The organism is Chryseobacterium sp. Leaf394 (assembly GCF_001424105.1).
Lineage (GTDB): Bacteria > Bacteroidota > Bacteroidia > Flavobacteriales > Weeksellaceae > Chryseobacterium.
Window position 1 is genome coordinate 1540 of the sequence record NZ_LMQH01000012.1, and the last position, 26405, is coordinate 27944.

At 36.2% G+C, this 26405-nt stretch carries 24 protein-coding genes; 10 read left to right on the forward strand and 14 right to left on the reverse strand.

Annotated elements, in window-relative coordinates; all coding sequences use genetic code 11:
- The 4 genes from ASG21_RS15435 to ASG21_RS15455 all read left to right on the forward strand — a co-directional run.
- Positions 1–698: tetratricopeptide repeat protein (locus tag ASG21_RS15435; RefSeq protein ID WP_199767887.1), on the forward strand; the 698-nt coding region annotated here is incomplete at its 5' end.
- A 440-nt stretch (positions 699–1138) separates the two neighbouring features.
- Positions 1139–1546, forward strand: a complete 408-nt coding sequence (locus ASG21_RS15445; protein WP_056082484.1) for a hypothetical protein — start codon at positions 1139–1141, stop codon at positions 1544–1546.
- A gap of 232 nt (positions 1547–1778) precedes the next feature.
- Entirely contained in the window at positions 1779–2177 is a 399-nt protein-coding gene (locus ASG21_RS15450) for a hypothetical protein (protein ID WP_056082487.1), read from the forward strand.
- Between the two features lie 195 nt (positions 2178–2372).
- On the forward strand, positions 2373–3800 hold the full coding sequence (locus tag ASG21_RS15455; protein ID WP_056082491.1) for a serine hydrolase: 1428 nt from the start codon (positions 2373–2375) through the stop codon (positions 3798–3800).
- 182 nt (positions 3801–3982) lie between these two features.
- On the opposite strand, the gene ASG21_RS15460 is transcribed toward ASG21_RS15455, so the two are convergent.
- From ASG21_RS15460 to ASG21_RS15475, 4 genes are all read right to left on the reverse strand, one after another.
- Positions 3983–4330 (reverse strand): DUF1801 domain-containing protein, encoded by a 348-nt coding sequence (locus ASG21_RS15460; RefSeq protein WP_056083753.1) that lies wholly within the window; start codon positions 4328–4330, stop codon positions 3983–3985.
- Positions 4331–4467: 137 nt separating this feature from the next.
- A complete protein-coding gene (locus tag ASG21_RS15465) occupies positions 4468–6297 on the reverse strand; it encodes an ABC transporter transmembrane domain-containing protein (RefSeq protein ID WP_056082494.1) in 1830 nt (609 codons plus the stop codon).
- Positions 6298–6348: 51 nt separating this feature from the next.
- On the reverse strand, positions 6349–7272 hold the full coding sequence (locus ASG21_RS15470; RefSeq protein ID WP_056082497.1) for a M28 family peptidase: 924 nt from the start codon (positions 7270–7272) through the stop codon (positions 6349–6351).
- 147 nt (positions 7273–7419) lie between these two features.
- Positions 7420–7809, reverse strand: coding sequence for a DUF4293 domain-containing protein (locus ASG21_RS15475; protein ID WP_056082499.1), 390 nt, complete (start codon positions 7807–7809; stop codon positions 7420–7422).
- 144 nt (positions 7810–7953) lie between these two features.
- On the opposite strand from ASG21_RS15475, the gene rho reads away from it, so the two are divergent.
- On the forward strand, positions 7954–9783 hold the full coding sequence (gene rho / locus ASG21_RS15480) for a transcription termination factor Rho (RefSeq protein ID WP_056082502.1): 1830 nt from the start codon (positions 7954–7956) through the stop codon (positions 9781–9783).
- Between the two features lie 162 nt (positions 9784–9945).
- Positions 9946–10542: a superoxide dismutase gene (locus tag ASG21_RS15485; RefSeq protein ID WP_056082506.1), complete on the forward strand. Its 597-nt coding sequence runs from the start codon at positions 9946–9948 to the stop codon at positions 10540–10542.
- A 124-nt stretch (positions 10543–10666) separates the two neighbouring features.
- On the opposite strand, the gene ASG21_RS15490 is transcribed toward ASG21_RS15485, so the two are convergent.
- A complete protein-coding gene (locus ASG21_RS15490) occupies positions 10667–11425 on the reverse strand; it encodes a murein L,D-transpeptidase catalytic domain family protein (RefSeq protein WP_056082509.1) in 759 nt (252 codons plus the stop codon).
- Between the two features lie 118 nt (positions 11426–11543).
- On the reverse strand, positions 11544–11993 hold the full coding sequence (gene msrB / locus ASG21_RS15495) for a peptide-methionine (R)-S-oxide reductase MsrB (protein WP_082482460.1): 450 nt from the start codon (positions 11991–11993) through the stop codon (positions 11544–11546).
- A 321-nt stretch (positions 11994–12314) separates the two neighbouring features.
- Here msrB and ASG21_RS15500 point away from each other — a divergent pair, with 321 nt between their 5' ends.
- Positions 12315–13559: a DUF445 domain-containing protein gene (locus ASG21_RS15500; RefSeq protein ID WP_056082519.1), complete on the forward strand. Its 1245-nt coding sequence runs from the start codon at positions 12315–12317 to the stop codon at positions 13557–13559.
- A gap of 7 nt (positions 13560–13566) precedes the next feature.
- Here the strand turns inward: ASG21_RS15500 and ASG21_RS15505 are convergent, their stop codons facing one another.
- From ASG21_RS15505 to ASG21_RS15540, 8 genes are all read right to left on the reverse strand, one after another.
- A complete protein-coding gene (locus ASG21_RS15505; protein WP_056082522.1) occupies positions 13567–14196 on the reverse strand; it encodes a LuxR C-terminal-related transcriptional regulator in 630 nt (209 codons plus the stop codon).
- Positions 14151–15035: a tetratricopeptide repeat protein gene (locus ASG21_RS15510; protein ID WP_056082526.1), complete on the reverse strand. Its 885-nt coding sequence runs from the start codon at positions 15033–15035 to the stop codon at positions 14151–14153. Before ASG21_RS15510 ends, ASG21_RS15505 begins: the two co-directional genes overlap by 46 nt.
- Positions 15036–15151: 116 nt before the next feature.
- Entirely contained in the window at positions 15152–15700 is a 549-nt protein-coding gene (locus ASG21_RS15515; RefSeq protein WP_056082529.1) for a hypothetical protein, read from the reverse strand.
- A 53-nt stretch (positions 15701–15753) separates the two neighbouring features.
- Positions 15754–18453 (reverse strand): hypothetical protein, encoded by a 2700-nt coding sequence (locus ASG21_RS15520; protein ID WP_056082531.1) that lies wholly within the window; start codon positions 18451–18453, stop codon positions 15754–15756.
- 85 nt (positions 18454–18538) lie between these two features.
- Positions 18539–19168, reverse strand: coding sequence for a hypothetical protein (locus tag ASG21_RS15525; protein WP_056082534.1), 630 nt, complete (start codon positions 19166–19168; stop codon positions 18539–18541).
- A 191-nt stretch (positions 19169–19359) separates the two neighbouring features.
- The gene (locus tag ASG21_RS15530) at positions 19360–20397 is read right to left on the reverse strand and encodes a quinone-dependent dihydroorotate dehydrogenase (protein ID WP_056082537.1); all 1038 of its coding nucleotides are present in this window, start codon (positions 20395–20397) and stop codon (positions 19360–19362) included.
- 324 nt (positions 20398–20721) lie between these two features.
- The gene (locus tag ASG21_RS15535) at positions 20722–21417 is read right to left on the reverse strand and encodes a pseudouridine synthase (protein WP_056082540.1); all 696 of its coding nucleotides are present in this window, start codon (positions 21415–21417) and stop codon (positions 20722–20724) included.
- A 26-nt stretch (positions 21418–21443) separates the two neighbouring features.
- Entirely contained in the window at positions 21444–21638 is a 195-nt protein-coding gene (locus ASG21_RS15540) for a DUF4177 domain-containing protein (protein ID WP_056082543.1), read from the reverse strand.
- Positions 21639–21908: 270 nt separating this feature from the next.
- On the opposite strand from ASG21_RS15540, the gene ASG21_RS15545 reads away from it, so the two are divergent.
- The 3 genes from ASG21_RS15545 to ASG21_RS15555 all read left to right on the forward strand — a co-directional run bounded on the left by ASG21_RS15545 (position 21909) and on the right by ASG21_RS15555 (position 26372).
- A complete protein-coding gene (locus tag ASG21_RS15545) occupies positions 21909–22433 on the forward strand; it encodes a hypothetical protein (RefSeq protein ID WP_128414333.1) in 525 nt (174 codons plus the stop codon).
- A 394-nt stretch (positions 22434–22827) separates the two neighbouring features.
- Complete coding sequence (locus tag ASG21_RS15550; RefSeq protein WP_056082548.1) at positions 22828–24369, forward strand: glycine--tRNA ligase; 1542 nt, start codon at positions 22828–22830, stop codon at positions 24367–24369.
- A gap of 479 nt (positions 24370–24848) precedes the next feature.
- Positions 24849–26372 carry a hypothetical protein gene (locus ASG21_RS15555; RefSeq protein ID WP_056082553.1) on the forward strand — a complete coding sequence of 508 codons (1524 nt, stop codon included), beginning with the start codon at positions 24849–24851 and terminating at the stop codon, positions 26370–26372.
- Positions 26373–26405 lie beyond the last annotated feature (33 nt).

Consider the following 26405-nt stretch of genomic DNA (forward strand, 5'->3'; position numbering starts at 1 on the left):
AATCAAAAGAACTTATACAACAACAAAAATTTAGTGAGGCCTTCCCTGTTTTGAAGAAATCAGCAGAACTTGGTAACGCCGAAGCTCAATACAACTATGGAAATTTTTTGCAGATGGGAACTGCTGGAATTAAAAATGATAAAGAAGCCGTTGACTGGTATAAAAAATCGTCTGATAACGGATTTAACGATGGGCATTACGCTATGATGCTGGCTTATGGTAACGGACAAGGAATTGAACAAAATCCTGAAAAAGCTTTTGAATACGCATTAAAATGTGCCAATAACAATGATGCTACTTGTATGTGGAATGTTGTAAACTGCTACTTGACAGGTAATGGAGTAAACGCGGATATTTCGAAATTCAAAGAATGGATTTTAAAACTTGCAAAACTTCCTAATCCAGAAAACTTAGCACTCAGTGGAAATATAACTTCTGCGAGATTAGAATTAGCTAATTTTTACAAAGCCGGAGAATATTTTGAAAAAGACAATTATCAAAGTTATCTGTGGTATTTAATCTACAATGAATATAAAGTCGATTTCAGTATTTTGAAACAAGAAGAAGTTATTACGGAAATTAAATTACTTGAAAAAAGTTTATCTAAGAAACAAATAAAAAATGCATCGACAGATGCAGAGAAATTATTAGGCAGAAAATTAAATAACATTGACAAACTCTATAAAAATTCACTCTAAAAAAAGCACATCACATAACTAGGGTTTTGCAATTGTGGGGCGAATCCCGAAGGGTCGGGACAAGATCTGCGAAGTTCAACAGTTGTGCTTAGGTTCAACTTTTGTGCAAAATTGAAGATTTGTGCTTCGATCACCCCACCATCGCAAAGCCCCGAAACTTTATATGCAAACTTAAAACAAACAAGCAACGTGAAGACAATAATACTATCAATAATCTTATTTGGAGGGGCAAGCTACTTGACAATATACTCAAGTGGATTAGACTCGGGACTGGTTTTAGGAATTTTATTCTTAATAGCTTTACTAGGGACTTTGGCTGTTTCAATTTGGTTTAAAGGGAATTTTAAGGACAATTTTTTCAGAGCTGCAAAAATTACATTTCCTATGACCGCAGTAATTTTTATTCTTGGATACTTTTATGACACCTTAAGAGTAATGTTATGAAAAATATTACATTTAAAGTCTTATCGACTATTTGTACAGCTATTTTAGGTGTATTTACTTTTTTAATTGGACAAGTTCCTTTGATAGAGGGCAAGCATTTGCTAAAACCATATATTGACACTGAATTTGCTGAGGACTATAGCCCTGAAAAATTTGATAAAATAAAAATAGGAATGACAATTGACGAAGCAATAAAGATAATTGGTGAACCCTTGTACAAAGGACAAGGTTATAATGACACTCTAAATACAAATTACTATTACACAGGTGACGGAAAACTATTGAATTCATCTAAAGACAGTGGACAAAATGGCTATGACGATTTTGCATGGTATCGTTCGACATTGGAAGTTGACAAGTCTAACAAGATTATTTATATTGACAAGGGATGGAGTTACGATTAATAACTCTCAAAAAGCCTGCACATAACATGGGTTTTGCGTCAGGCGGGTTGAAGTACAAACTTAGAGCTTTGTGCTTCTAATAAACTCTAGCAATAAATTGAAACTTTGTGCTTCGAAACCCGCGCGTACGAAAAGCCCAAAACCGTTTTAAGCTATCCTAATGAAATACCTTACAACTATCTTTCTCCTAATCTTAACCTCTTGTTCTTTCAATACGGAAATTTCTTATCGTATGGACAAGGACGACAGATATTGCAGAGGTGATGGATTTATGATAGATTGTAGAATAGATGGAAGGTTTGTAACAGTTGGAACTTATACTCCTAACTCATGGGGAGAAGATTTTTATTACGGTTATTTACACGGGAAAAAGACGGATAGAAGGTTGAAAATTACATCACTTAACCTTTTATTTATTGACACCGCTGACACCGTTACCCTGCATGAGATACAGAAAGGGAGAGACTATTTTTACACTTCAAAAAAACTGGATGAAATCATAGAATCTAATAAAAGATTAAAAATTACGGTATATCTTAAAGATTTGGTAACGGGGAAAAATGAAGTGAGAGAATTCATATTGAAGCGACATAAAAACACTTATCATAATGGGACATTTCCTCATACCTAAAGAAAGTATAGATTATAACAAAGGATTTTGCAATAGTAAGGCGAGTCCCGAAAGGTCGGAACAAGATCTGCAGAGGTCACCATATTTTTCAATTGAACTTTAATAAAATCAGTTTTATTACGTCGGTTTCCTGCCCATACAAAAAGGCCAGAACCAACATTTACAAACACTCCAAAAAAACAATACAGCAAAAAAATGAGTAAGACATTTCTTTTTTTATTCAGCATTATAAGCACGGCAATATTTGCTCAACAAAAAAACAATTTAGACAAGAATATTTACACCATTTTAGACAACAATGCCGATAAGCTGCTTAAAAAATCAAAAGCATATTCGGTTTCCATCGGTATTGTAAAAGACGGGAGAGTTTACACTAAGCATTATGGCGAAATTGATAAAGGAAAAGCCAATAAAGCCAACAACAACACTTATTTTGAAATAGCTTCTGTTACAAAAATTATGACAGGCTATCTAATGGCAAAAGCCGTTTTAGAAAAGAAAATACATTCGGAAGATGATATCAGAAAATATCTTAATGACCCGTACCCAAATTTAGAATATCAAAATATTCCGGTAAGAATTAAAGATTTAGTTTCTTTTACATCTGCCCTTGACCGGGAACTTCCAGACAATAGTGAAATAAAAAAAGTTCATGACGACAGTATCTGCTTTCGTTTGAAAAAAATGGATGAAAATTATAGCAAGCAACAATTTTTTGAAGACTTGAAAACTGTAAAATTAGACACTGTGCCAGGTATAAAGTTTAAATACAGCAATTTGAGCCTCGAATTATCGGCTGTCATTTTAGAAAATGTGTATCACAAAAGTTATGAAACACTTCTTAAAGAAAATATTTTTATTCCTGCAAAAATGACATCCACCAAAATGAATTTAGGAGAAAAAGAGGTTTTGGCAAACGGGTATAACGGGAATCATGTTCTGATGCCACATCTTTCCAATAATCTTTGGGGTTCGGAAGGATATTTAAAATCTACAATGGCAGATTTGACCAGGCTTTTATCTTTTGAATTAGATTTAAAAAACAAAATAGTTCAGGAAACTCAGAGAAATATTTCAAACAGCGACCAACATTGGTATGGTTACTTTTGGGACGGAATTTTAGCGACAGAGAACGGAAAGTTTTGTCACAAACACGGTGGGGCATTCGGAACAAATACCTATTTTACAGTTTATCCGGAACTCAATCTGGGAATTTCCATTGTGGTCAATATTTCGGATAAAGAAACCGGATGGGAAGTGCTCACTACCGTTTGGGACATCGCAGAAGATTTGCGTGAGAAACAAACTGAAAAAACAATTTATGGGTATCGAATGACAAAAGATAATATAATTTTCAGTTACACCCACAATAAAAAACTGGATGCCAAATTGATAAAAAGTGTTTCCGTTGCTGGTTCTTTCAATGATTGGAATCCCCAGAATAATGCCTATCAAATGGTTGCAAAAGGAAGTGGTACTTATGAGCTTAAATTACCAAAATCGCAATTTGAAAAGGGAAATACAAATGAATTTAAATTTGTGATCAACAAAGTTGGCTGGACAACAACTCCCAAAAACGCATTGAATACAGAAAACGGTAATTTGACATTTAAAATTGACTGAAAATGCCTTTCAATGCATGGGCTTCGGGACAGGTAGGCTACTCTGCATAGTTCAACGACGGCTCCTTAGCCAGGCATAAGATTTTTTTATGTCCACTCGAAAAATTAGTGGTGACGACTGCAGTTCTCGCGCAAGAAAATACGCACAATCATGCAAATTTCTTTTATATTATCGTAGATCATTTACCTCACAAACTTCTTCACCTCATCAATCAATTCCAAAATCAAATCCACAGGAAGATCTTCCTCCATATCAATCAAAAGAATTTTAAACTTCTTTCTGCCTTCACTCAAAAGTAAAGGATGATCCAAGCGGTCGCCGTGGTAGAAGCTTACGTAATGTTGCCGATGCTTTTTGCTGAAATAGAAATAGCAGAGCATTTTCTTTTTAAACTTAAAGAAAGGCAAACCAAAACTGAGGGTTTCGGTGATGTTTTCTGTATCAGAGGCGAGAATTTTCTGACGCAAAAAAAGAAGAGCACTTCTTTCAGGCTCGTTAATTCTGAAATAGTATTCTTCTAATGGATTCATAACCGCTGTTGGCATTTGGCTGTTAGCTATTGGCTTTTTACTTCTATTTTTAGAACGAAAAATTTACTGAATAAATATCTTCAGATATTTTTCTTCATTAAACTTAACAACTTAATAAACCTTAATGGTTCAATTATTTACTCGAAATTCTGAAGCTCAACAAGCTTGTTGTACATTCCTTTTTTTGCAATAAGCTCGTGATGCGTTCCCTGTTCTACGATCTTTCCTTTCTCCATAACTACGATCCAGTCGGCTTTCTGGATGGTTGACAGACGGTGGGCGATTACCAGTGAAGTTCGGTTCTGCATCATGTTGTCGAGGGCAATCTGCACAAATCTTTCTGATTCTGTATCTAAAGCAGAAGTTGCTTCATCCAATATCATAATCGGCGGATTTTTAAGAACTGCCCTTGCGATTGAAATTCTCTGCTTCTGTCCGCCCGAAAGTTTTCCTCCCGCTTCCCCGATGCTTGTTTCATACTGCTTCGGAAGATCCATAATGAAGTCATGGGCATTTGCAATTTTTGCAGCCTCCTGGATTTCTTCAAGACTTGCGTTTGGTTTTCCTAAAGAAATATTATTTCTGATGGAGTCGTTAAACAGAATATTATCCTGTGTAACCAATCCGAAAAGTTTTCTGTAAGTGGAAAGTTTAATGTTTTTAATATTTTCGCCGTCCAGAAGAACTTCACCGTTATCTACGTCGTAAAACCTGGTGATCAAATTGGCAAGCGTACTTTTTCCGCTACCACTCTGCCCAACCAGAGCGACAGTTTTTCCCTTTGGAATAGAGAGAGAAAAATCCTTGAGAACGTCTCTGTCTTCATATCCGAACGTGATGTTTCTGAATTCTACACTTGAAGAAAAATCCTTAATTTCTTTTGCATCTTTTTCTTCTTTAATCACATATTCAGCATCAAGAACATCGAATATCCTTTTGGCAGAAACTTCCCCCTTCTGCATATTTGATATTGCTGAAGAAAGCGACTTCAGCGGTTGCAGAATAGTATAAAATAAAGCGATATATGTAATAAATTCACTTCCTGAAAGTCCTTCTCCCTTTATCGCAAGACGACCTCCGAAATAAACAATCATCCCGATCGTGATTGCTCCCAAAAGCTCACTTACCGGAGATGCCAGTGCTTTTTTCTTGAATAATCTTAAAGAAAGAAAACGAATTCTGTTGAGCACTTCATCAAACCGTTTTTTTATTTGTGGTGCTGCATCAAATATCTTAATAATCTTTAAACCAACTAAAGTTTCGTCAACAAAAGAGTACATCTTACCCAACTCATTCTGTGCCTCCCCGGTATCTTTTTTAAGACTTTTACCAATGATGGAAATCAACGTTCCCATGATAGGAAAAACGATTAAAGTAAAAATAGTAAGCTGAAAATTGGAATAAAGCAGATAACCCATCGTGATGATAATCACAATTGGTGAACGGATAAGGTCTATTAAACTGTTCAGAATATTAGACTCTACTTCGCCAACGTCTGAAGTGATTCTTGCGAAAACATCCCCTTTTCTGGAGTTGGTAAAAAATGAAACCGGAAGGTCTAAAATCTTATCATGCAGCTGAATTCTGAAGTCTCTGGAAACACCGGTTCTGGAAAACGTTAGGTAAAATTCAGAAAAATAACTGAAAATATTTCTCAGGAAAAACATCGTGATAAACATAATGCAGGTAATCAGAAGAATGTGCTCAGCACCTTTCTCAGCCTCCATCTGCTGAATGTAAAAATTGAAACTGTCTTTAAGATAAGATCCGGCAGATTCTATTCCTTTGTAAACTGGTTCTGACGCTACTTTTTCTGCTTTTTTATCGAAAAGGATATTAAGCACCGGCATGAAGAACAGCATGGCGACAATATTGAAAAGAGCGTACAGAATGTTGAAGAAAATACCTGCTGCAATAGATTTTTTATACGGAAGTATATTGTCTATTGCCCGTTTATAATAATTCATTAAATGTAAATTAATCCTGCAAAAATAAGGAATTTAAAAAGAAAGACGTTTTCAGTTCAGTTTTACTTTACTGTTGTATTTTGGATTGAAATTTTTAGGCGACAATTTCTCAACTGTTTTGGCGAAATCGTTAATCATCTGCGTCATATTTTCCACATCAACGATTGTAAAATCATCATTCACCTCATGGTAATGCTTTATTTTAGACATATCTGCAGTAGAAAAAGAATGTGCTACAATTTTCTTTCTGGCAAAACTTACGTTGTCGCTTCTGTAAAAAAGTTGCTCTGCAGCATAAGGATCAGGATGAATTTTGATCGTGCCTTTTGAATGTTCGTTAAATAATTCGTCGAGATCAGAAAAATCATTTCCGGTCATAAACATGGCATTTTTACCGAATTCAGATTCAGTAGCAATCATTTCAAAATTGAACAGTGCTGTAAGATTACTGTAGATTTTGTCCAGTCCTTTGTCTTCAGAAATTGCTTTAGACCCAAGCAATCCGGCCTCCTCACCATTGAAGGCCATGAAAACCATGGAGAATTGAGGTTTTTTATTTTTAAAATACTGAGAAATTCCTGCTAAAGCTGTGATTCCGCTGGCATCGTCATCAGCTCCGTTATAAATATTATCACCTTTATCATCATTGGTTCCAATGTGGTCAAAATGACCCGAGAAGCCGAGCATTTTTTCAGAAACGCCTTTTTTAATTCCACAGACATTGTAAACTGCTTGTCCTTTGTACTGAAAAGGAACAAGATAAGAATTCCCTGTACAGTATTCAAGATTGTTTTCTTTAAAAAGTTTTGCAATATACTCTGCAGACTTCTGGTTTTCAGGCGTTCCTATGAGACGGCCCTTCATTTCGTCTGAAGCCAACATCGTAATGACTGTTTTCACAGTTTCCTGAGAAACTTCCTGTGCAAAGCTTAAAAAAGAAAGTAACGCAAATGCTAAAACTGATAATTTTTTCATAATACTGTTTTTTTGGAATATTAGACGCAAGATAAAATGTTTTGTTTCAATATTAATAATCTTTCTACATTTTAACCAAAATTTTAGCATAAAAAAAACAGCCTTCCAAAAAGGAAAGCTGTTCTTACTCAAAAAATCATTGTCTGGTTATCGCAGTCTGTCTACAGATTTCACGAGCCTCTCGTCTTTTTTGATGTAAATGTTGGCGATGGCCAGACAGATTACAGCAAGCAACGGGAAAATCGGCTCAATACCCTTCTCAGGAAAATCGATTCCTCCGGATAATTTTAGCAGCCAGTACAGCAAAACGCCAATCAACAAAGCGTTTATAATAATGCTGATATTGTTCAGCATAATTTGTCTTTTTCTGTTTTTAAAGCTGAAAATGCTCAGTGCACCCACAATCACCAAAACTGCAGATACAATTTTTATTAACGGAAATGTTCCGGAAACTTCTACATCCTGACCTGTGATAAATAAGAAAACAGGTGCTAAAGTAGCAAGCAATATCCAGATGGTCTGTATTCTCTGTAGCATAAACTTTAAAATCAGGACAAAAATAGCATAAATTTTGCACAATTCAAAAATAAGTGTAGATTTGCATATACATTTACCCTTGAAAACAAAAGTCACCGGACTTACTTTTCTTACTTACAATAAATTACATTTTTTACATTAAATATGTTTAACATAGAAACGTTAAGGTCAAAATCCGTAACGGAGTTGACTAAAATCTTAAAGGATTTGGGCGTTAAAGTTGCAAGAAACAGCACTGATAATGATAAAATCTTTGCAGTACTTGACTTTCAGGCTTCTAATCCTAAAGTGGCTAAAGATTATTTCAACACCACAGAAACCCCCACCAATACAGAAGAACCAACCGCAGAACAATCTGCAAAAACTCCTGTAAAAAAAGCAGCACCAAGAAAAGCACCTGCAAAACCTAAAGCTGCTCCCACACAGACAACCGAAGCTCAGGAAGTAAAACAGGAAGAGCCTGTTGCTGAGCCTGCTTCGAAAACCGAGACTGAAGTAGTTTCAGAAAGTGAAAATACTTCTGAAAGCAACAACAACACTCAGTCTAAGAAAAAAAGAAGAAGAGTAACACCTCAGGAATCAGATTCTCAACCTCAAAACGAAGAGAAAACGACAGAACAACCTGCAGAAACTTCTGAAACAAAAGCTCCTCAGCAAAACACTTCTCAACATAACGCCCCTCAACAAAATACTTCTCAGGAGGAAAGACCGAGAAAACCTGTTCATCCTCAACATTCCAAAGGGCAAAACCAACAGCGGAATCAAAATCCGAATCAGAATCAACAGCAAAATCAAAATCAGCAACACAACAGAAATCAGGACAGACCTGAGGAAGTGGAGCAGAAAAAAGAGTTTAGTTTTGACGGATTAGTGAGCATCGAAGGTGTTCTTGAGATTTTACCTGATAATTACGGATTCCTGCGTTCAGCAGATTTCTCTTATATTTCTTCACCTGATGACGTGTATGTTTCGACGGCACAGATCAGAAATTTCGGTCTTAAAACCGGTGATAATGTGAAAGGTATCGTGAGACTGCCTAAAGAAGGTGAAAAATATTTCTCTTTATTAAAACCTACAGAAGTTAACGGACGTGATTTGGCATTCATCAAAGACCGTGTTGCTTTTGAGTACCTTACTCCGCTTTTCCCTGAAGAAAAATTTAATCTTGCCGGAAAAGGAGCAACAATTTCTACAAGAATTGTCGATCTTTTTGCGCCAATTGGGAAAGGTCAGAGAGCAATGATTGTTGCCCAGCCAAAAACGGGTAAAACAATGCTTCTCAAAGATATTGCGAACTCTATCGCAAGCAATCACCCTGAAGTATACATGATGGTTCTTTTAATTGACGAACGTCCGGAGGAAGTTACCGATATGGAAAGAAGTGTAAATGCAGAAGTTATTGCTTCTACATTTGACGAAGCTGCAGACAAACACGTTAAAGTTGCGAATCTGGTTTTAGCAAAAGCTCAAAGAATGGTAGAATGCGGTCATGATGTTGTGATTCTTTTAGATTCTATCACAAGACTTGCAAGAGCTTACAATACAGTAACACCGGCTTCAGGAAAAGTACTCTCAGGTGGTGTGGATGCAAACGCACTTCATAAACCAAAAAGATTCTTCGGAGCAGCAAGGAAAATTGAAGGCGGCGGATCGTTAACCATCATCGCTACAGCTTTGATTGACACTGGTTCTAAAATGGATGAAGTAATCTTTGAAGAATTTAAAGGTACCGGAAACATGGAACTTCAGCTTGACAGAAAAATTGCCAACAGAAGAATTTATCCGGCAATCGATTTGGTTGCATCAAGCACACGTCGTGACGACCTTCTTTTAGATGAAAATACATCGCAGAGAATGTGGATTTTCAGAAAATATCTTTCTGAGATGAACCCTGTGGAAGCAATGGAATTTGTGAATAAAAACATCAAAGGAACGATCAGCAATGAAGAGTTTTTGATGTCGATGAACAGATAAATTTCCGTTTAAAATATTCAAAGCACAGACTCCTAAGGTTTGTGCTTTTTTATTGAATCAACTCAGATCATCAATGTTAAAGATTTATTAAAATAATCCGTAATTTTTGATAATGGCTTAAATATTGGCTAAATTTGGGTAATAACATTAAAAAATATAATTATGTCATTTGAATTACCACAATTAGGTTATGCTTACGATGCTTTAGAGCCAACTATTGATGCAAAAACAATGGAGATTCACCACTCTAAGCACCATCAGGCATATATCGACAATTTAAATAAAGCAATTGAAGGAACTGAATTAGCAGACAAATCAATCGAGGAAATCTGCAAAACAGGAACTGACAAACCTGCTGTAAGAAACAACGGAGGTGGACATTTCAACCACTCATTATTCTGGGAGATCCTTACACCTGGCGGAAGCAATGAGCCTGTAGGATTGGTTAGAAACGCTATCGAAAACTATGGTGGATTAGAAAAATTCAAAACTGACTTTTCTGAGGCTGCCAAAACAAGATTCGGATCAGGATGGGCTTGGTTGGTAAAAAACGAAGACGGTTCTGTTTCTGTAACTTCAACTCCTAACCAGGACAACCCATTGATGCCTGTTGCAGATATCAAAGGAACTCCGGTTTTAGGATTGGATGTTTGGGAACACGCATATTACTTAAACTACCAGAACAGAAGACCTGATTACGTTGCAGCATTCTTCTCTGTTGTAAACTGGGATAAAGTAGAAGAATTATTCAACAGATAATTTTCAACAACTCATAAAAAAAGGTTCAGAATTAATTTTCTGAACCTTTTTTATTTTAGAATTTTCATTTAATGATTAAACGAAGTTCAACAATTAAATAAGATTTTGTTTTAAGCTAAAAGCCTTAAGCCTTATTCAGCCACTCTGATTTTGAAAGATAATTCTGATCCGGATAATAAATAAAAAGAACATTTCTGCCTTTAATGGTATTGATGATCGGTTGCGTAAGATCTCTCGGTACCGCAGGGCAACCCCAGCTTCTTCCTATTCTTTTGTGAGCAGCTGCAAATGATTCACTTACATAATCTGCTCCGTGCATCACGATGGCTCTTCTGTACGCTGCATCATTAAAGCCTTTATCCATTCCTAAAAGTTTCAGAGAATATCCGTTTCCGCCATTATAGGTGGCATCCGTGATAAAAAATCCCATGCTGCTTTGTAAAGAACTGTCGGTGTTTGAAAAATTGGTGGCAAATTCCTCGCCTGTGTTTTTTCCGTGTGCTACAAGAGAATTAAACAGCACTTTCTTATCGTTCAGATCAATCACCCAAAGTCTTTTGGTATTGGATGACATAGAAAAATCGCAAACAGTAAGCAAATGTGAATTTTCGTCAAGCAGACCCGCTTTTTTCATATTTTCAAAACCGGTCAGCGCTTTAGAGAACACTTCAAAATTCAATTCATGTTCTGGCGCGAAAGCAATAGATTTGTAAAGTTCTTCGGAAGTTGAAGTTTCAGATTTTTCTGTTGATTTTAAATTAATAATCTTTTCAGACTTTTTTTCTTCACTCATTTTAAAATTTTCTTTTTTATCTGCTGGAGAAAGATAAAACGAGGTCGTCACTACATACACTACACTTAATACACTATACAATAACTTCATTCAATATTATGTTAAATTAAAATTGCGGAGACAAATTTATAAAAACATAATTATCAAACACTTAACATTGGAATAGTTTAACTCAATTTAAGAAACATTAACAACTGGAAAAAGTGAGTTATTTTGCTGATTCCGAATCGCCTACAAACTCCAGACTTACCGAATTCATGCAGTATCGCGTGCCGGTAGGAGCCGGTCCGTCATTGAAAACATGACCCAAATGAGAATCACAACGTTTGCAAACAACTTCTATTCTTTCCATACCGTGAGACGAATCTCGATTATATTTTACTCCGTTTTTGTCGGCTTCAAAAAAACTTGGCCATCCGCAGCTGCTCATAAATTTCTGGTTTGAGCGGAAAAGATGATTTCCACAAACGGCACAGTAATATTCTCCGAGCTCATCAAACTCATTGTATTTCCCTGTGAAAGGTCTTTCTGTTGCGGCTTCACGTGAAACGGCATAAAGATCCGGTGCGAGAATTTTTCTCCATTCGTCATTGGAAACATTCAGTTTTGCAGTATCGGTTCTTGAATAATATGGATTGTTTTTTGCTTGGTCTTGCATAAGATTTATTTTAAAAATTGATTTTTGTAAAGCAAATATTTAACCACAATTCGAAGATTCGACGAAGTTAAAAGGCACAAAAGTTTTCTGTAAATGTTGTGATAACGTAATATAATATCTACAAAACATAAAATTTAAAACAGTCTGATTCTGACCAACTTTTAATATAAAAGCTAAGAAACGGAATATCAAAAAATTTTATACACTTAAAATACAGATGAATTGTCCGCTCTATTCAGCGTCAGCATTTTAACTTTAAATTCAAATAACCTTTTATAACTTTTGTGGTAATACAAAACCAAATTTACTAAATTTGAGACTATGAACGATGAACTGAAACGAAAACAACTCAATAAATACAAGGCTTTTGCCACAGGACTTTTTGTTCTGATGGCTGTGATCTTTGTCATTACAACGATCCTGCAGAAAACTCACGAATCGCATTGGATTGGCTACGTCCGTGCTTTTTCTGAGGCTGCAATGGTCGGAGCTTTGGCTGACTGGTTTGCCGTTACTGCACTTTTCCGTCATCCACTCGGACTTCCGATTCCGCACACTAATTTGATTGAAAACAGTAAAGAGAAACTCGGTGATAATCTCGGAAGTTTTGTTGTATCAAATTTCTTATCACCTCAGACGATCCGTCCATACATACAAAAAATTAAAATCTCCAATTTTGTCGGAGAATGGCTTACGAAAGAAAGAAATCAGGAAGCTTTAATTAAAAATATTTCTGATATAATATTGGATATTTTAAATAAACTCGATGATGCTGAAGTCAGCCGTTTTATAAGCAAAAAAGTGAGCGAGATGACGGATGATATTCAGTTAAATAAAATTTTAGGCAACGGAATTATTTATCTTCTGGATAAAAATGATCATCAGAAAATAGTAACCAATCTTTCAAAACAAATCAAAGAATATCTCATCGAAAATGATGAAATGATTAAAGAAAGGGTGAAAAAAGGAAGTTATTCTTTTATTCCATCGTTTGTAGACAAAAAGATCGCTGAGAAAATTGCAAGCGGACTTTCTGATTTCTTCCGTGAAATAGAAGAAGATACCAATCACGAAATCAGAACTTTAATTACAGAAAAAATTTATGATTTTTCAAATGATTTAAAGGAAGACCCGAAATGGATTGATGAGTTTAAAAGCATGAAAAACGACTTTCTAAATAATCAAAAGCTGGATGAATACTCGAATGACATCTGGGTTTCCATCAAAAAAACATTGACTACAGAACTTCAGGAAGAAGAATCTTCATTAAAAAAATACATTACCAAAAACCTCAACGAGTTTTCTGAAAACTTAAAAACCGATGAAAAACTTCAGAATAAAATTGATAATTGGGTAAGAGTTACCGCCTACAAATATATTCTGAAAAACACACACCAGGCCGGAAACCTCATCAGCTCCACCGTCGGAAACTGGCAGGGCAAAGAATTGAGCGAGAAGCTTGAATTAGAGGTTGGTAAAGACTTACAATTCATCCGTGTAAACGGAACCTTGGTTGGAGGTATGGTGGGATTGATTATTTATACGATTTCGCATTTTTTTCTTTGAACTGAAACTACAATTCATTAATCCACAGGTAAATATCCTGATCAGAAGGAATATTAAATTTCTTTCTCAATCTGCTTTTTCGGGTCTGTACGGTACGCACAGTCACAAAAGTATATTCTGAAATATCTTTTGTAGAAAAATTTAATTTCAGCAGGGCACAAAAACGAAGATCTTCACTGCTGATCTCGGGATAGAGTTTTTTTAGTTTTTCAATAAATTCCGGGTACACTTCCTGAAAACGGGCGAGAAATTCCGGACTGTTGGTTTTGGCTAAATGTACAGTCTCTTCAAATGATTCATTTACTTTTTGCTTCAGATCCTGATTTTCCTCTTCCTTCTGAGATATTATTTCTTCTGTTTTTTTAGATGATTTTCTGTACCAGACAAACAATCCGAATATCAATGCCGCTGTGCCCGCAACAATACCTCCGATGGTGAGGAAGCTTTTGTTTTCATAAGCACTTAATTTTTTTTCCTCTTCTTTAAGGATCATTTTGACTGCTGCATTGGTATTTGCTGTTTTTGACTGCTGCATTTCGATGCTGGTTTCTGCGTGTTTTTTCAAGTAGTCGCTTTCTTTTTCTTTCTCGCCTATCGTACCATAGATTTCAGAAATGTTTTTGTAAACTTGTAGCATAGAGGGTCATTAATTTGCAGACTCTTATAGTTTTCGACGCTTTTCAGATAGAATTCCAGTGCTTTTTTATCATCATCCATCTTGTAATAGTAATTTCCGAGTAAAATATATACCTGATACAAATTTGATTCGTCGTATTTCTTTTGCAATTCATATGCTTTGGTAAAATAGTGATATGCAGAATCAAACTTTTTGGTTTCCAAAAAAGCCGAGCCTTTTAGAGAGTACATCGAATTCATTTGAGGATACACTTTTTTTTCATCCATGGTTTTCAGGATTTCACCATTTAAATTTTCATATTTTATTACAGAATTGTAATCCTTTTTATCATAAAAATCTTTGCTGATAAAATAGTAGATAGATGCTTTTTCTAAAAGTGCTGCGGGTTCAGTTTCATTTTTCAAAAGATCAAGAGCCTCAAATGTTTCTTTATTTGCTATCTCATCCAGACCTAGTCTTGCATGGTTATCGGCTTTCAGAATAATTAGTTTCGCATGTAAAAGTGGTTCTCCGAGAGTAAATTTCTCTGCCAACGCTTTTTCAATATATTCCAGCGCTTCCTTTTCTTTTCCCATTATAGTATACGCTCTTGCAATCTGATTATACGTTTTAGCAATCGATTTAGAATCTCCTATTTCCAACGCAATTTTATTGCCTTGTTTGGCATATTCTAAAGACTCTTCGCTTTTGTATTCGAGATAGCTTTTGTAGGATTTGTCTGACAGCGCCTTTATTTCTTTAATTTTCTCTTCGTTATCTTGAGCAAAAGAAAAACAAGAGGTTATCAGGCACAGCAACAATAAATTTGTATTAATAATTCTGGAGAGTGATGAAATCATTGGATCTTAGTTTTCTATGGTTAAATAGGTAATCAAAAATAAGAATTTTATTTCTGAGAATAAAAGAGCTGTTCCCACTTTCGTGAAAACAGCTCTGCATCGGGATTTGCAAAAAATTATTTCCAGTAATTCCAAAGTGTACCATCGAAAACCGCGAGGGCTTTTTTTACCGTATCATAACACATCATGCCGGGATAAGGGCTTTTTACGTTTTGATGTGGATTTTGAATTCTTGGCAGAATCATGGCTTTATCATCAGATTCTAATACCAAAATTCCATTTGCAGCACTCGTAGGTGAGCCGATGATGGCACCATGACTGGCATTGAGATCGGTAGCACTGTTCACCACAATTTGGCTGTTGTTTCCCGCATCGCTTAATTGTATCCAACTGTTTTGCTGAAACATTTTCACCATTTTCGCCTCATGATCATAGATGAAAGTGCCGTTGCTTGGTGCGGTAACCGAAGATTCTTTTTCTACTGCGGGAAGAATAATTCCACTGGTATTGTTATTCGTCGTCGAGTTGGTATCTGCTGTAAGCGGACTGTTAAAATCTACTAAAGTTGACGTTCCTTCTACCGTTTGTTTTCCGCCAAACGAAACTTGTGCACTGGCAAATGTTGCCATGGAAACCATTACTGCGCTGAATATATATTTTTTCATTTTTTTTAAATTTAATTATCAATTCATCAAACTGAGTAAAACAATAAATGCCATTAATTGGTAGGATCACAAATGTTTGAAATACAGTTCCAAACCGTTCCGTTAAATAATTTTACACACTCTGAATTGAGATCATAAACCAACATTCCTTCTTTCGGATCTTTCACAGAATCAGTAGTCAAGTCTGGTGCGCCATTCGTTCCGCCACCTACTCGTGCAACTCTGGTAATGACCATTCCTTTTGATTTTGACTGTAAAGCAATGAATCCGTTCGGAATATTTGTAGGCCAACCATCCTGTTTTGGCTGTACTGTGATTCCTACTTTTGTCGGAGTTCCATTCTGGCTGAAATCTCCCGGTTCTGTACACGTTCCGCACGCATTGATTGTTACGGTAACCGCATTGGATGTGTTGCTGTAACAATTTCCGTAAATTGTTTTTGAATATAAATAATAGGTTCCGTTACTTACCGCTCCCGGATTTGCGACTAAAGTTCCGCCGTTGGGATTGGTTGCTGCCGTATGCCACTCATAAGTTTGCCCACTTACCGCCGCCGGTTGAATGGCAGTTAAATTTGCTGTGGTATCAGGACACACATTAGTTATTATGGAAGAACCGGGAACGGGTGTTGCAGGTGTTGCTGTTACGCTGACCGCCGCAATATTTGAAGTTACAGAGCAAGTACCATTTCCAACAACCACATAATAATACAATGTTCCCGCTGCAGTTGTAACCGGAGTATAAGCAGAAGAATTGGTTCCTACTGCCATACCGCCAGATGTGCTGTTTACTGTATTTCTATACCACTGGTAAGAAGTTGCTCCTATTGCACTGACACTTAATGCAGTTGCTGTTGCATTTTGGCAATAATTTGCACCCGAAGGTTGGCTGCTGATTGAAATTCCTGAGACTACATTTACAACTGCAGTATTTGAAGTTACGGAACAAGTACCATTTCCAACGACCACATAGTAATAGAATGTTCCTGTTGCGGTTGTAACCGGAGTATAATTAGCAGAGTTTGTTCCTACAGGTGTTCCGCCAGATGTGCTGTTTAGTGTATTTCTATACCATTGGTAAGAAGTAGCTCCTGTTGCAGTGACACTTAATGCAGTTGCGGTTGCATTTTGGCAATAATTTGCGCCCGTAGGTTGGCTGCTGATTGAAATTCCTGAGACTACATTTACAGTTGCCGTATTTGAAGTTACAGAGCAAGTGCCATTTCCAACAACTACATAATAATAGAATGTTCCTGTCGCGGTTGTAACGGGAGTATAACTAGCAGAGTTTGTTCCTACTGCTGTTCCGCCCGATGTGCTGTTTACTGTATTTCTATACCATTGATAAGAGGTAGCTCCTGTTGCAGTAACACTTACTGCAGTTGCTGTTGTGTTTTGGCAATAATTTGCACCCGAAGGTTGGGAAGTGATTGCCGGTGGAGTACAGATATTAACACCGAAACGGGTGGTTGTACTGTTGGTATCACCTAAAGTGATGGTGAGTAATCCGTTTGGACTTCCATCCGATGTACCCGATGTAAAAAGACTTTCTCCTACGGTTAACCAACTGGTATGAAGTTGTTTTGCAGGAGCTGGTTGCCCAACAACACCTTGGTTTCTGCTTAGCTGTAGAACATAGGTTGTTCCCTCCATCAGATCTCCGCCTTCCGGAATATTGTATACTCCCGAATTGTTAACCTGTGCGGTTGCAATCACAGTACTTCCTGTCGCATCTAAAACATTAACGTACAAGATCCCATTGGCCGAAGAATTATAAACTGCGCCACCTGTTCCGCCCGCATTCACAGGAAGACCGTTATTATCACGATAAACCGTACCACTGATGCCTGGTTTAGCGAAAGGAATAAATGCAAACAAATAGCCATGACCGTGATGAATTATATTTGTTGCGCTTCTGGATAAGGTAAAACTAGGAGGACTGGAAGTATCAGTATATGTTCTATATGCCATTCTTGCAGCAGCACCATCTGGCTCGCCTCTGTCAGAACTATATGTTGAAGTAACTGGACCAGAATTATTTGAAACGACAACAGACATTGCTCTTGGAGGAATTGTATTGGGTGTGTTAGGACTTGTCCATCCTGATGAAAAAGAAAGTGTGGATTGCTGAGTAATACCCCCAATTCCTAAATAAACAACATCAGAAATTGACCGACCGACCGGTACCGTAATATGGCTTCCCGAAGCAGTTACAACAGTCGAACCTGTAGGATCATCAATTATTTCATGCGCTAATTGAGATGAAAAAGCCTTTACATTCTCAAAAACAGAAACTATTACAGCCATCTCATCAGCATTCGACTCCGGTAAATTGAGGTTAGGTATAGTGATGCTGGTATTTCCGGTTGGTAATCCATCAGCATCACCAATAAAATGTACAACGCGACTTAAAGAAAATTCCTTTGCGGGCATAGAATAATAATGATTATTACTTGCTGCAATATTCATCAGATTAGATCCTACATAAATATTAAGGTCGCATATATTGTTCAGTGATCCATCAGGACTGCAGGGATAATTACTATTTACAGGTACATGAACACGTTCCATTAAAACATACACCACCATCATTCTATTCTCACCAGATGGAATGTTAACATTTACGGTCGGTACGCCGGAAAATCCTGAACCAACAGCACTAAATCTTTGAGAGTAAATCAAATTCGGCGTTTGCGCATTACCCCAAAATCCTACGAAAAGTAGCAGTAATGCAATTAATAATTTATTTTTCATTTGTTTTAAATTTTAATAAATGAATCTCCGCTCCATCCATTTTCAGGACAGAGAAAGACAGGGGAAATTTGTAAATAGCAGATATTTAAACCAGGAAAGGTGGCGGCCGAACCGAAAAGGCAGATTTTTTCTGAGAACTAAAAACTTCGCTCGTTTTAAAAAGAAACAATTTCAGCCTGCAGTCCTTAAAGACTAAAGAATTTGTACAGTTTTGTGATTGTAACAATTGCTTTACATGAAATTGCGAAGCGGGAACAATAATTTTAGCTGAACCATTTGAAAAAGCATACAGAAACTCAAATTCGTGGTTAGAAAATGCAGCTTTCACTACGACAGGTTTCCTTTTCTCAGATACACCTGTATCATTTACTGAATTTTCGGGCTCTTTTTCAGCTGTTTTTAGTGCCAAATGTTTTGTTGGAGCAATCTCTATCTTTTCAGAAGAAATGACCTGTTCAATCTCAAAATTTTTCTCAAAATCATCTCCAGAAATGACAACTCCTGAAGAAATGTAAATTCTGCTTTTTGAATGATTTGTAAATGAAGAATCAGATGAAATGATGACCGCCTCATTTTCAGTGTAGATTGAGGCTCCCCCTGATATAAGTATTTGAGAACGATAATTCTGAACGAAAAAAAATAAAAAAACCAAAGCAAGCTTACTTACTAAAAGTAAACTGCTGAGATAATTTTTATCCAATCTTTTTTGGTTCATTAATCTGAGGTGTGTTTTATCATGCAAATGAATAAAAAACATTAAAAACAACAAAAAAAACAGCTACTACACAGATACGCAGCAATTGTAAAATATTGAAAAACAAAACCATACAGAAAAAAGAGAGAACACCTCAATCACTGAAGTGTTCTCATTATTTTTTGCAATAAGTTGTAAGATAAATGGAAGTTTTACCTCGAAATTCTACCCGCTCTCTTTAAAATTTCCTTATTAATATCATTGATGAGTTGTGGTCCTTCATAAATAAATCCCGTGTATAACTGAACCAAACTTGCACCCGCATTCAACTTTTCAATCGCATCTTTTGCAGAGTGAATGCCACCAACTCCGATGATTGGGAAAGCTCTGTTGCTTTTATCAGAAAGATATTTGATCATTTTTGTGCTTCGCTCACGAATCGGTTTTCCACTTAAACCACCGTTCCCGATTTCTGCTAAAACTTCAGGAGAAGTTTTTAAACCTTCTCTATTAACTGATGTATTTGAAACGACGATACCGTCGATTTTTGTTTCGGCAATCAGTTCGATAATTTCGTCCAGTTGCTGGTTGTTTAAGTCCGGAGCGATTTTTAAAAGAATTGGTTTTTGGGTCGGTTTAGTTTGATTAATTTCTTTAACCGCAGTAATCAGCTCTCTCAGATATTCAACATCTTCCAGTTTGGCGTGGCTTCCGACGTTTGGACAGCTTACATTTAAAACAAAATAATCCACGTAAGGATGAAGACCTTCGAAACAGTCGAGATAATCCTGAGTGTAATTTTCAGGGGTTGTGTTGGTATTTTTTCCGATGTTTCCGCCGATGATGATTTTCCCTTTGTTACTTTTCAGTTTTTCAATAGCTGCTTCCAGACCGTCGTTGTTAAAACCCATTCTGTTAATAATTCCTCCATCTTCAATCAAACGGAAGAGTCTTTTCTTGGGATTTCCAGCTTGTGCTTTTGGAGTTACCGTCCCGATTTCTACAAATCCGAATCCTAAATCGCCTAATTCGTTGAATAAAACCGCATTTTTATCGAAACCAGCCGCCAATCCAACGGGATTTTTAAATTTCAGTCCGAAAACTTCTCTTTCAAGACGTTTGTCTACGATAGGTTTTGGAAGGAATAATTTGGTTAAAAATCCGAAATTTTTGAGCATCGAAAAAGTAAAGTGATGAACTTCTTCAGGATCAAATTTGAAAAGGATGGGGCGAATAAGCGATTTGTACATTGAAAAAAAGTTTTACAAAAATAATCATTTTAAAATTAATGTTTTGTTGATGTGTGTTATTTAATTACAAATTTCACGAATTCTTTCGCAAATTTCACAATCTGCACTGTCAGTAATATCTTTTTATCGTAGGACTTTGCAATTAAAAAAACTCAAAGTCATGATAATAGTCGACAAGTTGATCTTATAATCTATTAGCAAAATTTCGTCACTTCGAGTAACGCAGCAAAGCGAAGTGTATCGAGAAGTTTGCGCGAAGTTCTCGATACATTTTTCTTCATTTCATTACGAAAAACACTCGAACTGACGAAACTTTTGTGACAATTACAGATATGCACTCAAATCGAGTTTCAAAATATCACCTATCCTTTTGAACTCTTCGTCAATTGTTGCGTTTAAGGTGATTTTTTCGGTGGAAACAGGATGATTAAAGATTAACTGATGGGCATGAAGTGTCATTTTGCTAATGCCAAAAGTTTCTAGCCACAATTTATTTTGCTTGTTACAGCCATGTTTTCTACAGCCTAAAATTGGATGCAGAATATGTTTAAAATGTTTTCTCAACTGATGAAACCGTCCCGTTTCAGGAATAGCTTCCACCAGACAGTATCTTGAAGTCTGATGCTTTAAAAATGGCAGATCTATTTCAGATGTTTGTAAACGTTTATAATATGTGACAGCATTTTGTTTGACTTCATTTTCATTGACTAAGTCGTAATCGATTGTCTCTTCTTCTTTTGTCCATCCACGGAGAATGGCAATGTATTTCTTTTGGACTTCCCGCGATGCAAACTGTTCGCTCATGTTTCTCAACGTTTCTTTATCTAAAGTAAACAGCAAAACGCCCGAAGTTTTTCTGTCTAAACGGTGAACAGGATAGACCTTTTGCCCAATCTGTTTTCTCAGCTCCTGAATCGCATACGTGTCTGCCTCTCCGGAATAGAAAGATTTGTGAACCAACAGTCCGCTGGGTTTATTGATGGCAATAAGATGTTCGTCGCGATACAGAATTTCTAACATGTCGCAAAACTAAGAATAAATTAGTTCTACAACTCTCTTTTGAAAGTATAAATAACACCGTAAAAAGTTCCTCCGTAATCCCTGCTTTCTGCGACAACCAATTCCCAGCCTTCACTTCCGTGTTGATTTAAAATTTTATCGATTTCAGCAGGATCATATTTAGTTCCCCAAAATCCTGTTGGTTCAATAATAACGGTTTTATACTCGAATCTTTTTTTCATAATACATTTCTATTTTTAATCTAAATTTAAAAATATTTTTTGAAGTTTAGACATAAACCTAACGAGTTTTTGAAACCCGTTAGGTTTTGTATTTTTATTCATAAGTTTAAGAGTGTAACTACTTGTTTAGTCGGGTCCTCCTATCTTTAAACGCTTTTTCATGCCTAAAAAAAAAGAAGAATTACAAATCTCCCTAAGATGAAAAAAATTAACATTTTATCTTTACTGATAATTGATTAATTTAATTATCATTGTAAAAAAATAAAAATCATGAAAAACTTCAGCTTACTATTATTCGCATTGCTGTTGTCATCGAATCTTTTTTCGCAAACGACTGACACTTTGAGTTTAGGCAAAACGGGCAGAGAATTTTTCATCAAGGGAAACCAAAAATATAAGGCTTCAGAATACAAAAGTGTTTTTACAAACCAAGAAGCGTTGGCTTACATGAAAAAATCACGTACCAACAATGCGGTTTCTCAAGTTTTTGGGGCAATGGGTGGCGGATTGGTCGGATGGGGACTGGCTACTGCGATCAGCGGAAAAAAAACAGTGCAAAATGGTATGGTTATTAAAGAGCAGGCAAAAGGCGGCTGGGGTCTAGTTGGTGCCGGTGTAGGATTGATTGGTATCGCCATTCCTTTTGCCGTCGGATCATCCAAAAATCTGAAAAATGCGGTTAAAACTCAGAATAACGCAGACAAAAATGACACAGAAGCTGAAAATACTCATGCAAGCCGTTTTTACAAACTCGAGATTGGCGGAAACGGAGTTGGGCTCAGCTATAATTTCTAAAATAATATCAAGCGGTTTTTTAAAACTGCTTTTTTTATTTCTGATTAAATATTGCATGGTCTAAACCTAACGGGTTTTCGAAACCCGTTAGGTTTGGAAGTATGCTGGTGTAAATTGGGATTTTAATTTTTGAGCTGTCGCTAAACCTCATAGGTTTCTAAAACCTATGAGGTTTTTCCTATTAATTTCAGTTGTTTAAACGTAATTTTGTCAATAGCCCTGATGGAAACGGCATCCTTTTTTGTGGCGGACGGAACGGAGAGGAGACCGCCACAAAAAAGATATAGTGGACAGCAGGTTCCCGGCTCATAATAATTTCAGGATTAAAAACTTCTGTCATCCCGCTTTTAACTTCCTACATTTTCACTATTTTTGCAGGTAAGACGAAAAATTTATGGCAAAGCAAGACGATGTTTTCAAGAAAGTGATTTCTCACGCTAAAGAATATGGGTTTATTTTCCCTTCTAGTGAGATCTACGACGGTTTATCAGCTGTTTATGACTATGGACAGAATGGTGCAGAACTGAAGAATAATATCAAACAATACTGGTGGAAAGCGATGGTACAGCTGAACGAAAATATTGTGGGTATTGATTCAGCGATTTTAATGCACCCGACTACCTGGAAAGCTTCGGGCCACGTTGATGCTTTTAATGATCCTCTGATTGACAATAAGGATTCTAAAAAACGTTTCAGAGCGGATGTTTTGGTGGAAGATTACTGCGCAAAAATCGAGGATAAAGAAAATAAAGAAATTGAAAAAGCTGCCAAAAGATTCGGTGAGTCTTTCGATAAAGCTCAGTTTGTTGCGACGAATCCTAAAATTTTGGAATACCGTGCGAAAAGAGAACAAATTTTATCCCGATTGGCAAAATCTTTAGAAAATGAAGATTTGGCTGATGTAAAATCTTTGATTGAAGAACTGGAAATTGCTGATCCTGATACCGGTTCAAAAAACTGGACTGAGGTAAGACAGTTCAACCTGATGTTCGGAACCAAACTGGGTGCGTCAGCAGATTCTGCGATGGATCTTTATTTAAGACCGGAAACTGCTCAGGGTATTTTCGTAAACTTTTTAAATGTGCAGAAGACTTCCCGTCACAGACTTCCGTTTGGTATTGCACAAATTGGTAAAGCATTTAGAAATGAGATTGTTGCGAGACAGTTTATTTTCAGAATGCGTGAATTTGAACAGATGGAAATGCAGTTTTTCGTTGCTCCGGGAACTGAACTGGAATTCTACGAACAGTGGAAAACAAAACGTCTGAACTGGCATCTGGCACTTGGTTTAGGAAATGACAACTACAGATTCCATGATCATGAGAAACTGGCACATTATGCGAATGCTGCAGCGGATATTGAATTTAATTTCCCGTTTGGATTTAAGGAACTTGAGGGTATTCACTCCAGAACTGATTTCGATTTGAAGGCGCATGAGAAGCATTCTGGTAGAAAATTACAGTTTTTTGATCCTGAAAGAAATGAAAACTATGTTCCATATGTGGTGGAAACTTCAGTTGGTTTAGACAGATTATTCCTTTCAATATTCTCTCATTGCTTAAAAGATGAAGTGTTGGAAGATGGTTCGGAAAGAACAGTTTTATCTTTACCTCCGGCATTGGCTCCGGTAAAAGCAGCGATTCTTCCTTTGATGAAAAAAGATGGTTTGGCAGAATATGCTGAGAATATCTTCAATGATCTGAAATATGATTTCAATTTATTCTACGAAGAAAAAGATGCCATCGGAAAACGTTACAGAAGACAGGATGCTATTGGAACGCCTTACTGTATCACGATTGATCACGATTCGTTAACCGATCATACGGTGACCATCAGAGACAGAGACACAATGCAGCAGGAAAGAGTTCCGGTTTCTGAACTGAGAAGAATTATTGATGAGAAAACGAATTTCAGAAATTTACTTTCTAAAATATAAATTGAAAGCCTTGAGAAATCAGGGCTTTTTTGTTGGAGTTACAATAAAATTTTTACACATAAGTCACGAAGTATTTTTTCACTTTCTACAGATGAAAAGAACATATTAGATTTCGAAAATATTTGATTTTCTTCTGATATGGTCTGAAATATTTTTAGAGCCTATTTAAAATTATTAAAATAGTTTGATTATACTGATTTTAGATGGTTTGATTAATTGAGTCTTCGACAGGCTCAGACTGACAAATCTAATACTAACCGCTCAATTTAACGGTGTCACTCTGAGCCCGTCGAAGAGTTTTGAACCATAGTTATTTATTTGAAAAAAATTTAAAAAAGCTCTTAATTTAAATTAAATCTATTGCGACTTATGTGTCATATTACTGAAAATTAATCAACAATAATTTAACATAAAAATATTTTCATCAACCTGTTTGAAATATCCTTGAATTCACTACTTTTGGATTTCAATTTTTAAATATGAAGAAAATCTTTCTATACTTTTTTGGATTGGCAAATGCCCTGTGCTATTCCCAGACTCAGGATTTGGCATCTTTGGCATCGGGTGACTATTTAGGGATGAATGCCCTGTTTGACGTCGATGATAATCTATACGGATATGTTTCTTTATATTCTTACGGTAAATCTGGTGACAAGACAAAAAAATTTGAATACGTAATTTTAGATAAAAACCTAAATCCTATTGCCAATAAAGAATTTGAAGGCGACATCACTGCAGGCGGCTATTCCGGATACATCGATTTTAGAAAAAAAGTTATCCTCCGCCCCAATTCTTTGGACTATACCAAAATAAAAATGAGTGAGATTTTTACTCCACGGTCTATGGAAATTGATCTCGGCTCCAACACCATTCAGAGAAAAACCTATTATAATTATGAGAGTGGTGCTTTCAAAGAAATCGACCAGCCAAAAAACTGGAAGGAAGCCCGAAAAGAAAACAGAGAAGAGAAGAAAGAGAAGGGTTACAACTACGAATCTACTGTGGTAGAAATTAAAGAAGGTGGTTTTATCGCGATTGAACTTAAAGATTTTGGCAAGTACACGACTGACAATGCACTCATTAAATTTGATGAGAATAAAAAAGAAATCTGGAGGTATAAATATAATACAAGCGGTGACAAAAAAAACAATGAAAGACTGAGGCTTCTGGATAAGGATGATCAGCATATTTACTTTCTTGCTGAAAAGAAAATTCAGGATAAAAAAACTTTCAGTCTGCTGGTATTAGATATCAAAACAGGAAACGAAGTTGCCTCAAAACCTGTTACAGGTCTTTCTGATGATACTTTAGAAAACATTACTTCGTTCTCTTCTACCACAAGAAATTTAGATAACGATAAAACTTTTGATGATAAAATAGTTGTGGTAGGAAGAAATTTTGAGAACAAAATGGGAACCGGCTTTGCCAGAATGATTGTAGATAAAAAAACATTTGAGGTAGACACCAAAAGAATGATCTATTATACAGATATGGCTGCATTTCTTCCGAAAATTGATGAGTTTGGTTATGTAGAAAAAGGCTATCATCTCCAGCCCCGCGACGTATTTTTTCTGAAAGACGGCAGTATGGGGATTCTCTTAGAAAAATACAAGATTGATTTTAATCTGGGCGTTGGTAAGACCACAGATTTGGTTTATCTTTTTACAGACAAGAATTTTAAGATAAAAGGGGTAAAAGTTTTCAGCAAAGAAAAATCATTATATGACAATGACTATCTTTTCTCGCAATATCTGAATGATGGAAATGATGTTGTATTCTTTTACAGAGATTTTCAGAAAAATAAGGAAACCAAAGAAAAAAACTGGCAACTCTTTATCAATACACTGATCGGAGGAAGTTTCAAGCAGGAGGTGATTCCTATTTCTGAGAAAGATAATTTTGTGGTAACGCCGTTTGTGGCAAAGGAAGGCTTTATTTTGCTTCGTGAATATAATGAAAAGGATAAATACAATAAAGTGCGGCTGGAGCGGTTGAATTATTGATCAAGTATAAAATTTAAAGTAAAAAGCCTGACA

What these genes read in the sequence shown, in the direction of transcription:
- ASG21_RS15445 (WP_056082484.1), top strand. Translation starts at nt 1,139, where the DNA reads ATGAAAAATATTACATTTAAAGTCTTATCGACTATTTGTACAGCTATT.
- ASG21_RS15450 (WP_056082487.1), top strand. Translation starts at nt 1,779, where the DNA reads ATGGACAAGGACGACAGATATTGCAGAGGTGATGGATTTATGATAGAT.
- ASG21_RS15455 (WP_056082491.1), top strand. Translation starts at nt 2,373, where the DNA reads ATGAGTAAGACATTTCTTTTTTTATTCAGCATTATAAGCACGGCAATA.
- ASG21_RS15460 (WP_056083753.1), bottom strand. Translation starts at nt 4,330, where the DNA reads ATGAATCCATTAGAAGAATACTATTTCAGAATTAACGAGCCTGAAAGA.
- ASG21_RS15465 (WP_056082494.1), bottom strand. Translation starts at nt 6,297, where the DNA reads ATGAATTATTATAAACGGGCAATAGACAATATACTTCCGTATAAAAAA.
- ASG21_RS15470 (WP_056082497.1), bottom strand. Translation starts at nt 7,272, where the DNA reads ATGAAAAAATTATCAGTTTTAGCATTTGCGTTACTTTCTTTTTTAAGC.
- ASG21_RS15475 (WP_056082499.1), bottom strand. Translation starts at nt 7,809, where the DNA reads ATGCTACAGAGAATACAGACCATCTGGATATTGCTTGCTACTTTAGCA.
- rho (WP_056082502.1), top strand. Translation starts at nt 7,954, where the DNA reads ATGTTTAACATAGAAACGTTAAGGTCAAAATCCGTAACGGAGTTGACT.
- ASG21_RS15485 (WP_056082506.1), top strand. Translation starts at nt 9,946, where the DNA reads ATGTCATTTGAATTACCACAATTAGGTTATGCTTACGATGCTTTAGAG.
- ASG21_RS15490 (WP_056082509.1), bottom strand. Translation starts at nt 11,425, where the DNA reads ATGAAGTTATTGTATAGTGTATTAAGTGTAGTGTATGTAGTGACGACC.
- msrB (WP_082482460.1), bottom strand. Translation starts at nt 11,993, where the DNA reads ATGCAAGACCAAGCAAAAAACAATCCATATTATTCAAGAACCGATACT.
- ASG21_RS15500 (WP_056082519.1), top strand. Translation starts at nt 12,315, where the DNA reads ATGAACGATGAACTGAAACGAAAACAACTCAATAAATACAAGGCTTTT.
- ASG21_RS15505 (WP_056082522.1), bottom strand. Translation starts at nt 14,196, where the DNA reads ATGCTACAAGTTTACAAAAACATTTCTGAAATCTATGGTACGATAGGC.
- ASG21_RS15510 (WP_056082526.1), bottom strand. Translation starts at nt 15,035, where the DNA reads ATGATTTCATCACTCTCCAGAATTATTAATACAAATTTATTGTTGCTG.
- ASG21_RS15515 (WP_056082529.1), bottom strand. Translation starts at nt 15,700, where the DNA reads ATGAAAAAATATATATTCAGCGCAGTAATGGTTTCCATGGCAACATTT.
- ASG21_RS15520 (WP_056082531.1), bottom strand. Translation starts at nt 18,453, where the DNA reads ATGAAAAATAAATTATTAATTGCATTACTGCTACTTTTCGTAGGATTT.
- ASG21_RS15525 (WP_056082534.1), bottom strand. Translation starts at nt 19,168, where the DNA reads ATGAACCAAAAAAGATTGGATAAAAATTATCTCAGCAGTTTACTTTTA.
- ASG21_RS15530 (WP_056082537.1), bottom strand. Translation starts at nt 20,397, where the DNA reads ATGTACAAATCGCTTATTCGCCCCATCCTTTTCAAATTTGATCCTGAA.
- ASG21_RS15535 (WP_056082540.1), bottom strand. Translation starts at nt 21,417, where the DNA reads ATGTTAGAAATTCTGTATCGCGACGAACATCTTATTGCCATCAATAAA.
- ASG21_RS15540 (WP_056082543.1), bottom strand. Translation starts at nt 21,638, where the DNA reads ATGAAAAAAAGATTCGAGTATAAAACCGTTATTATTGAACCAACAGGA.
- ASG21_RS15545 (WP_128414333.1), top strand. Translation starts at nt 21,909, where the DNA reads ATGAAAAACTTCAGCTTACTATTATTCGCATTGCTGTTGTCATCGAAT.
- ASG21_RS15550 (WP_056082548.1), top strand. Translation starts at nt 22,828, where the DNA reads ATGGCAAAGCAAGACGATGTTTTCAAGAAAGTGATTTCTCACGCTAAA.
- ASG21_RS15555 (WP_056082553.1), top strand. Translation starts at nt 24,849, where the DNA reads ATGAAGAAAATCTTTCTATACTTTTTTGGATTGGCAAATGCCCTGTGC.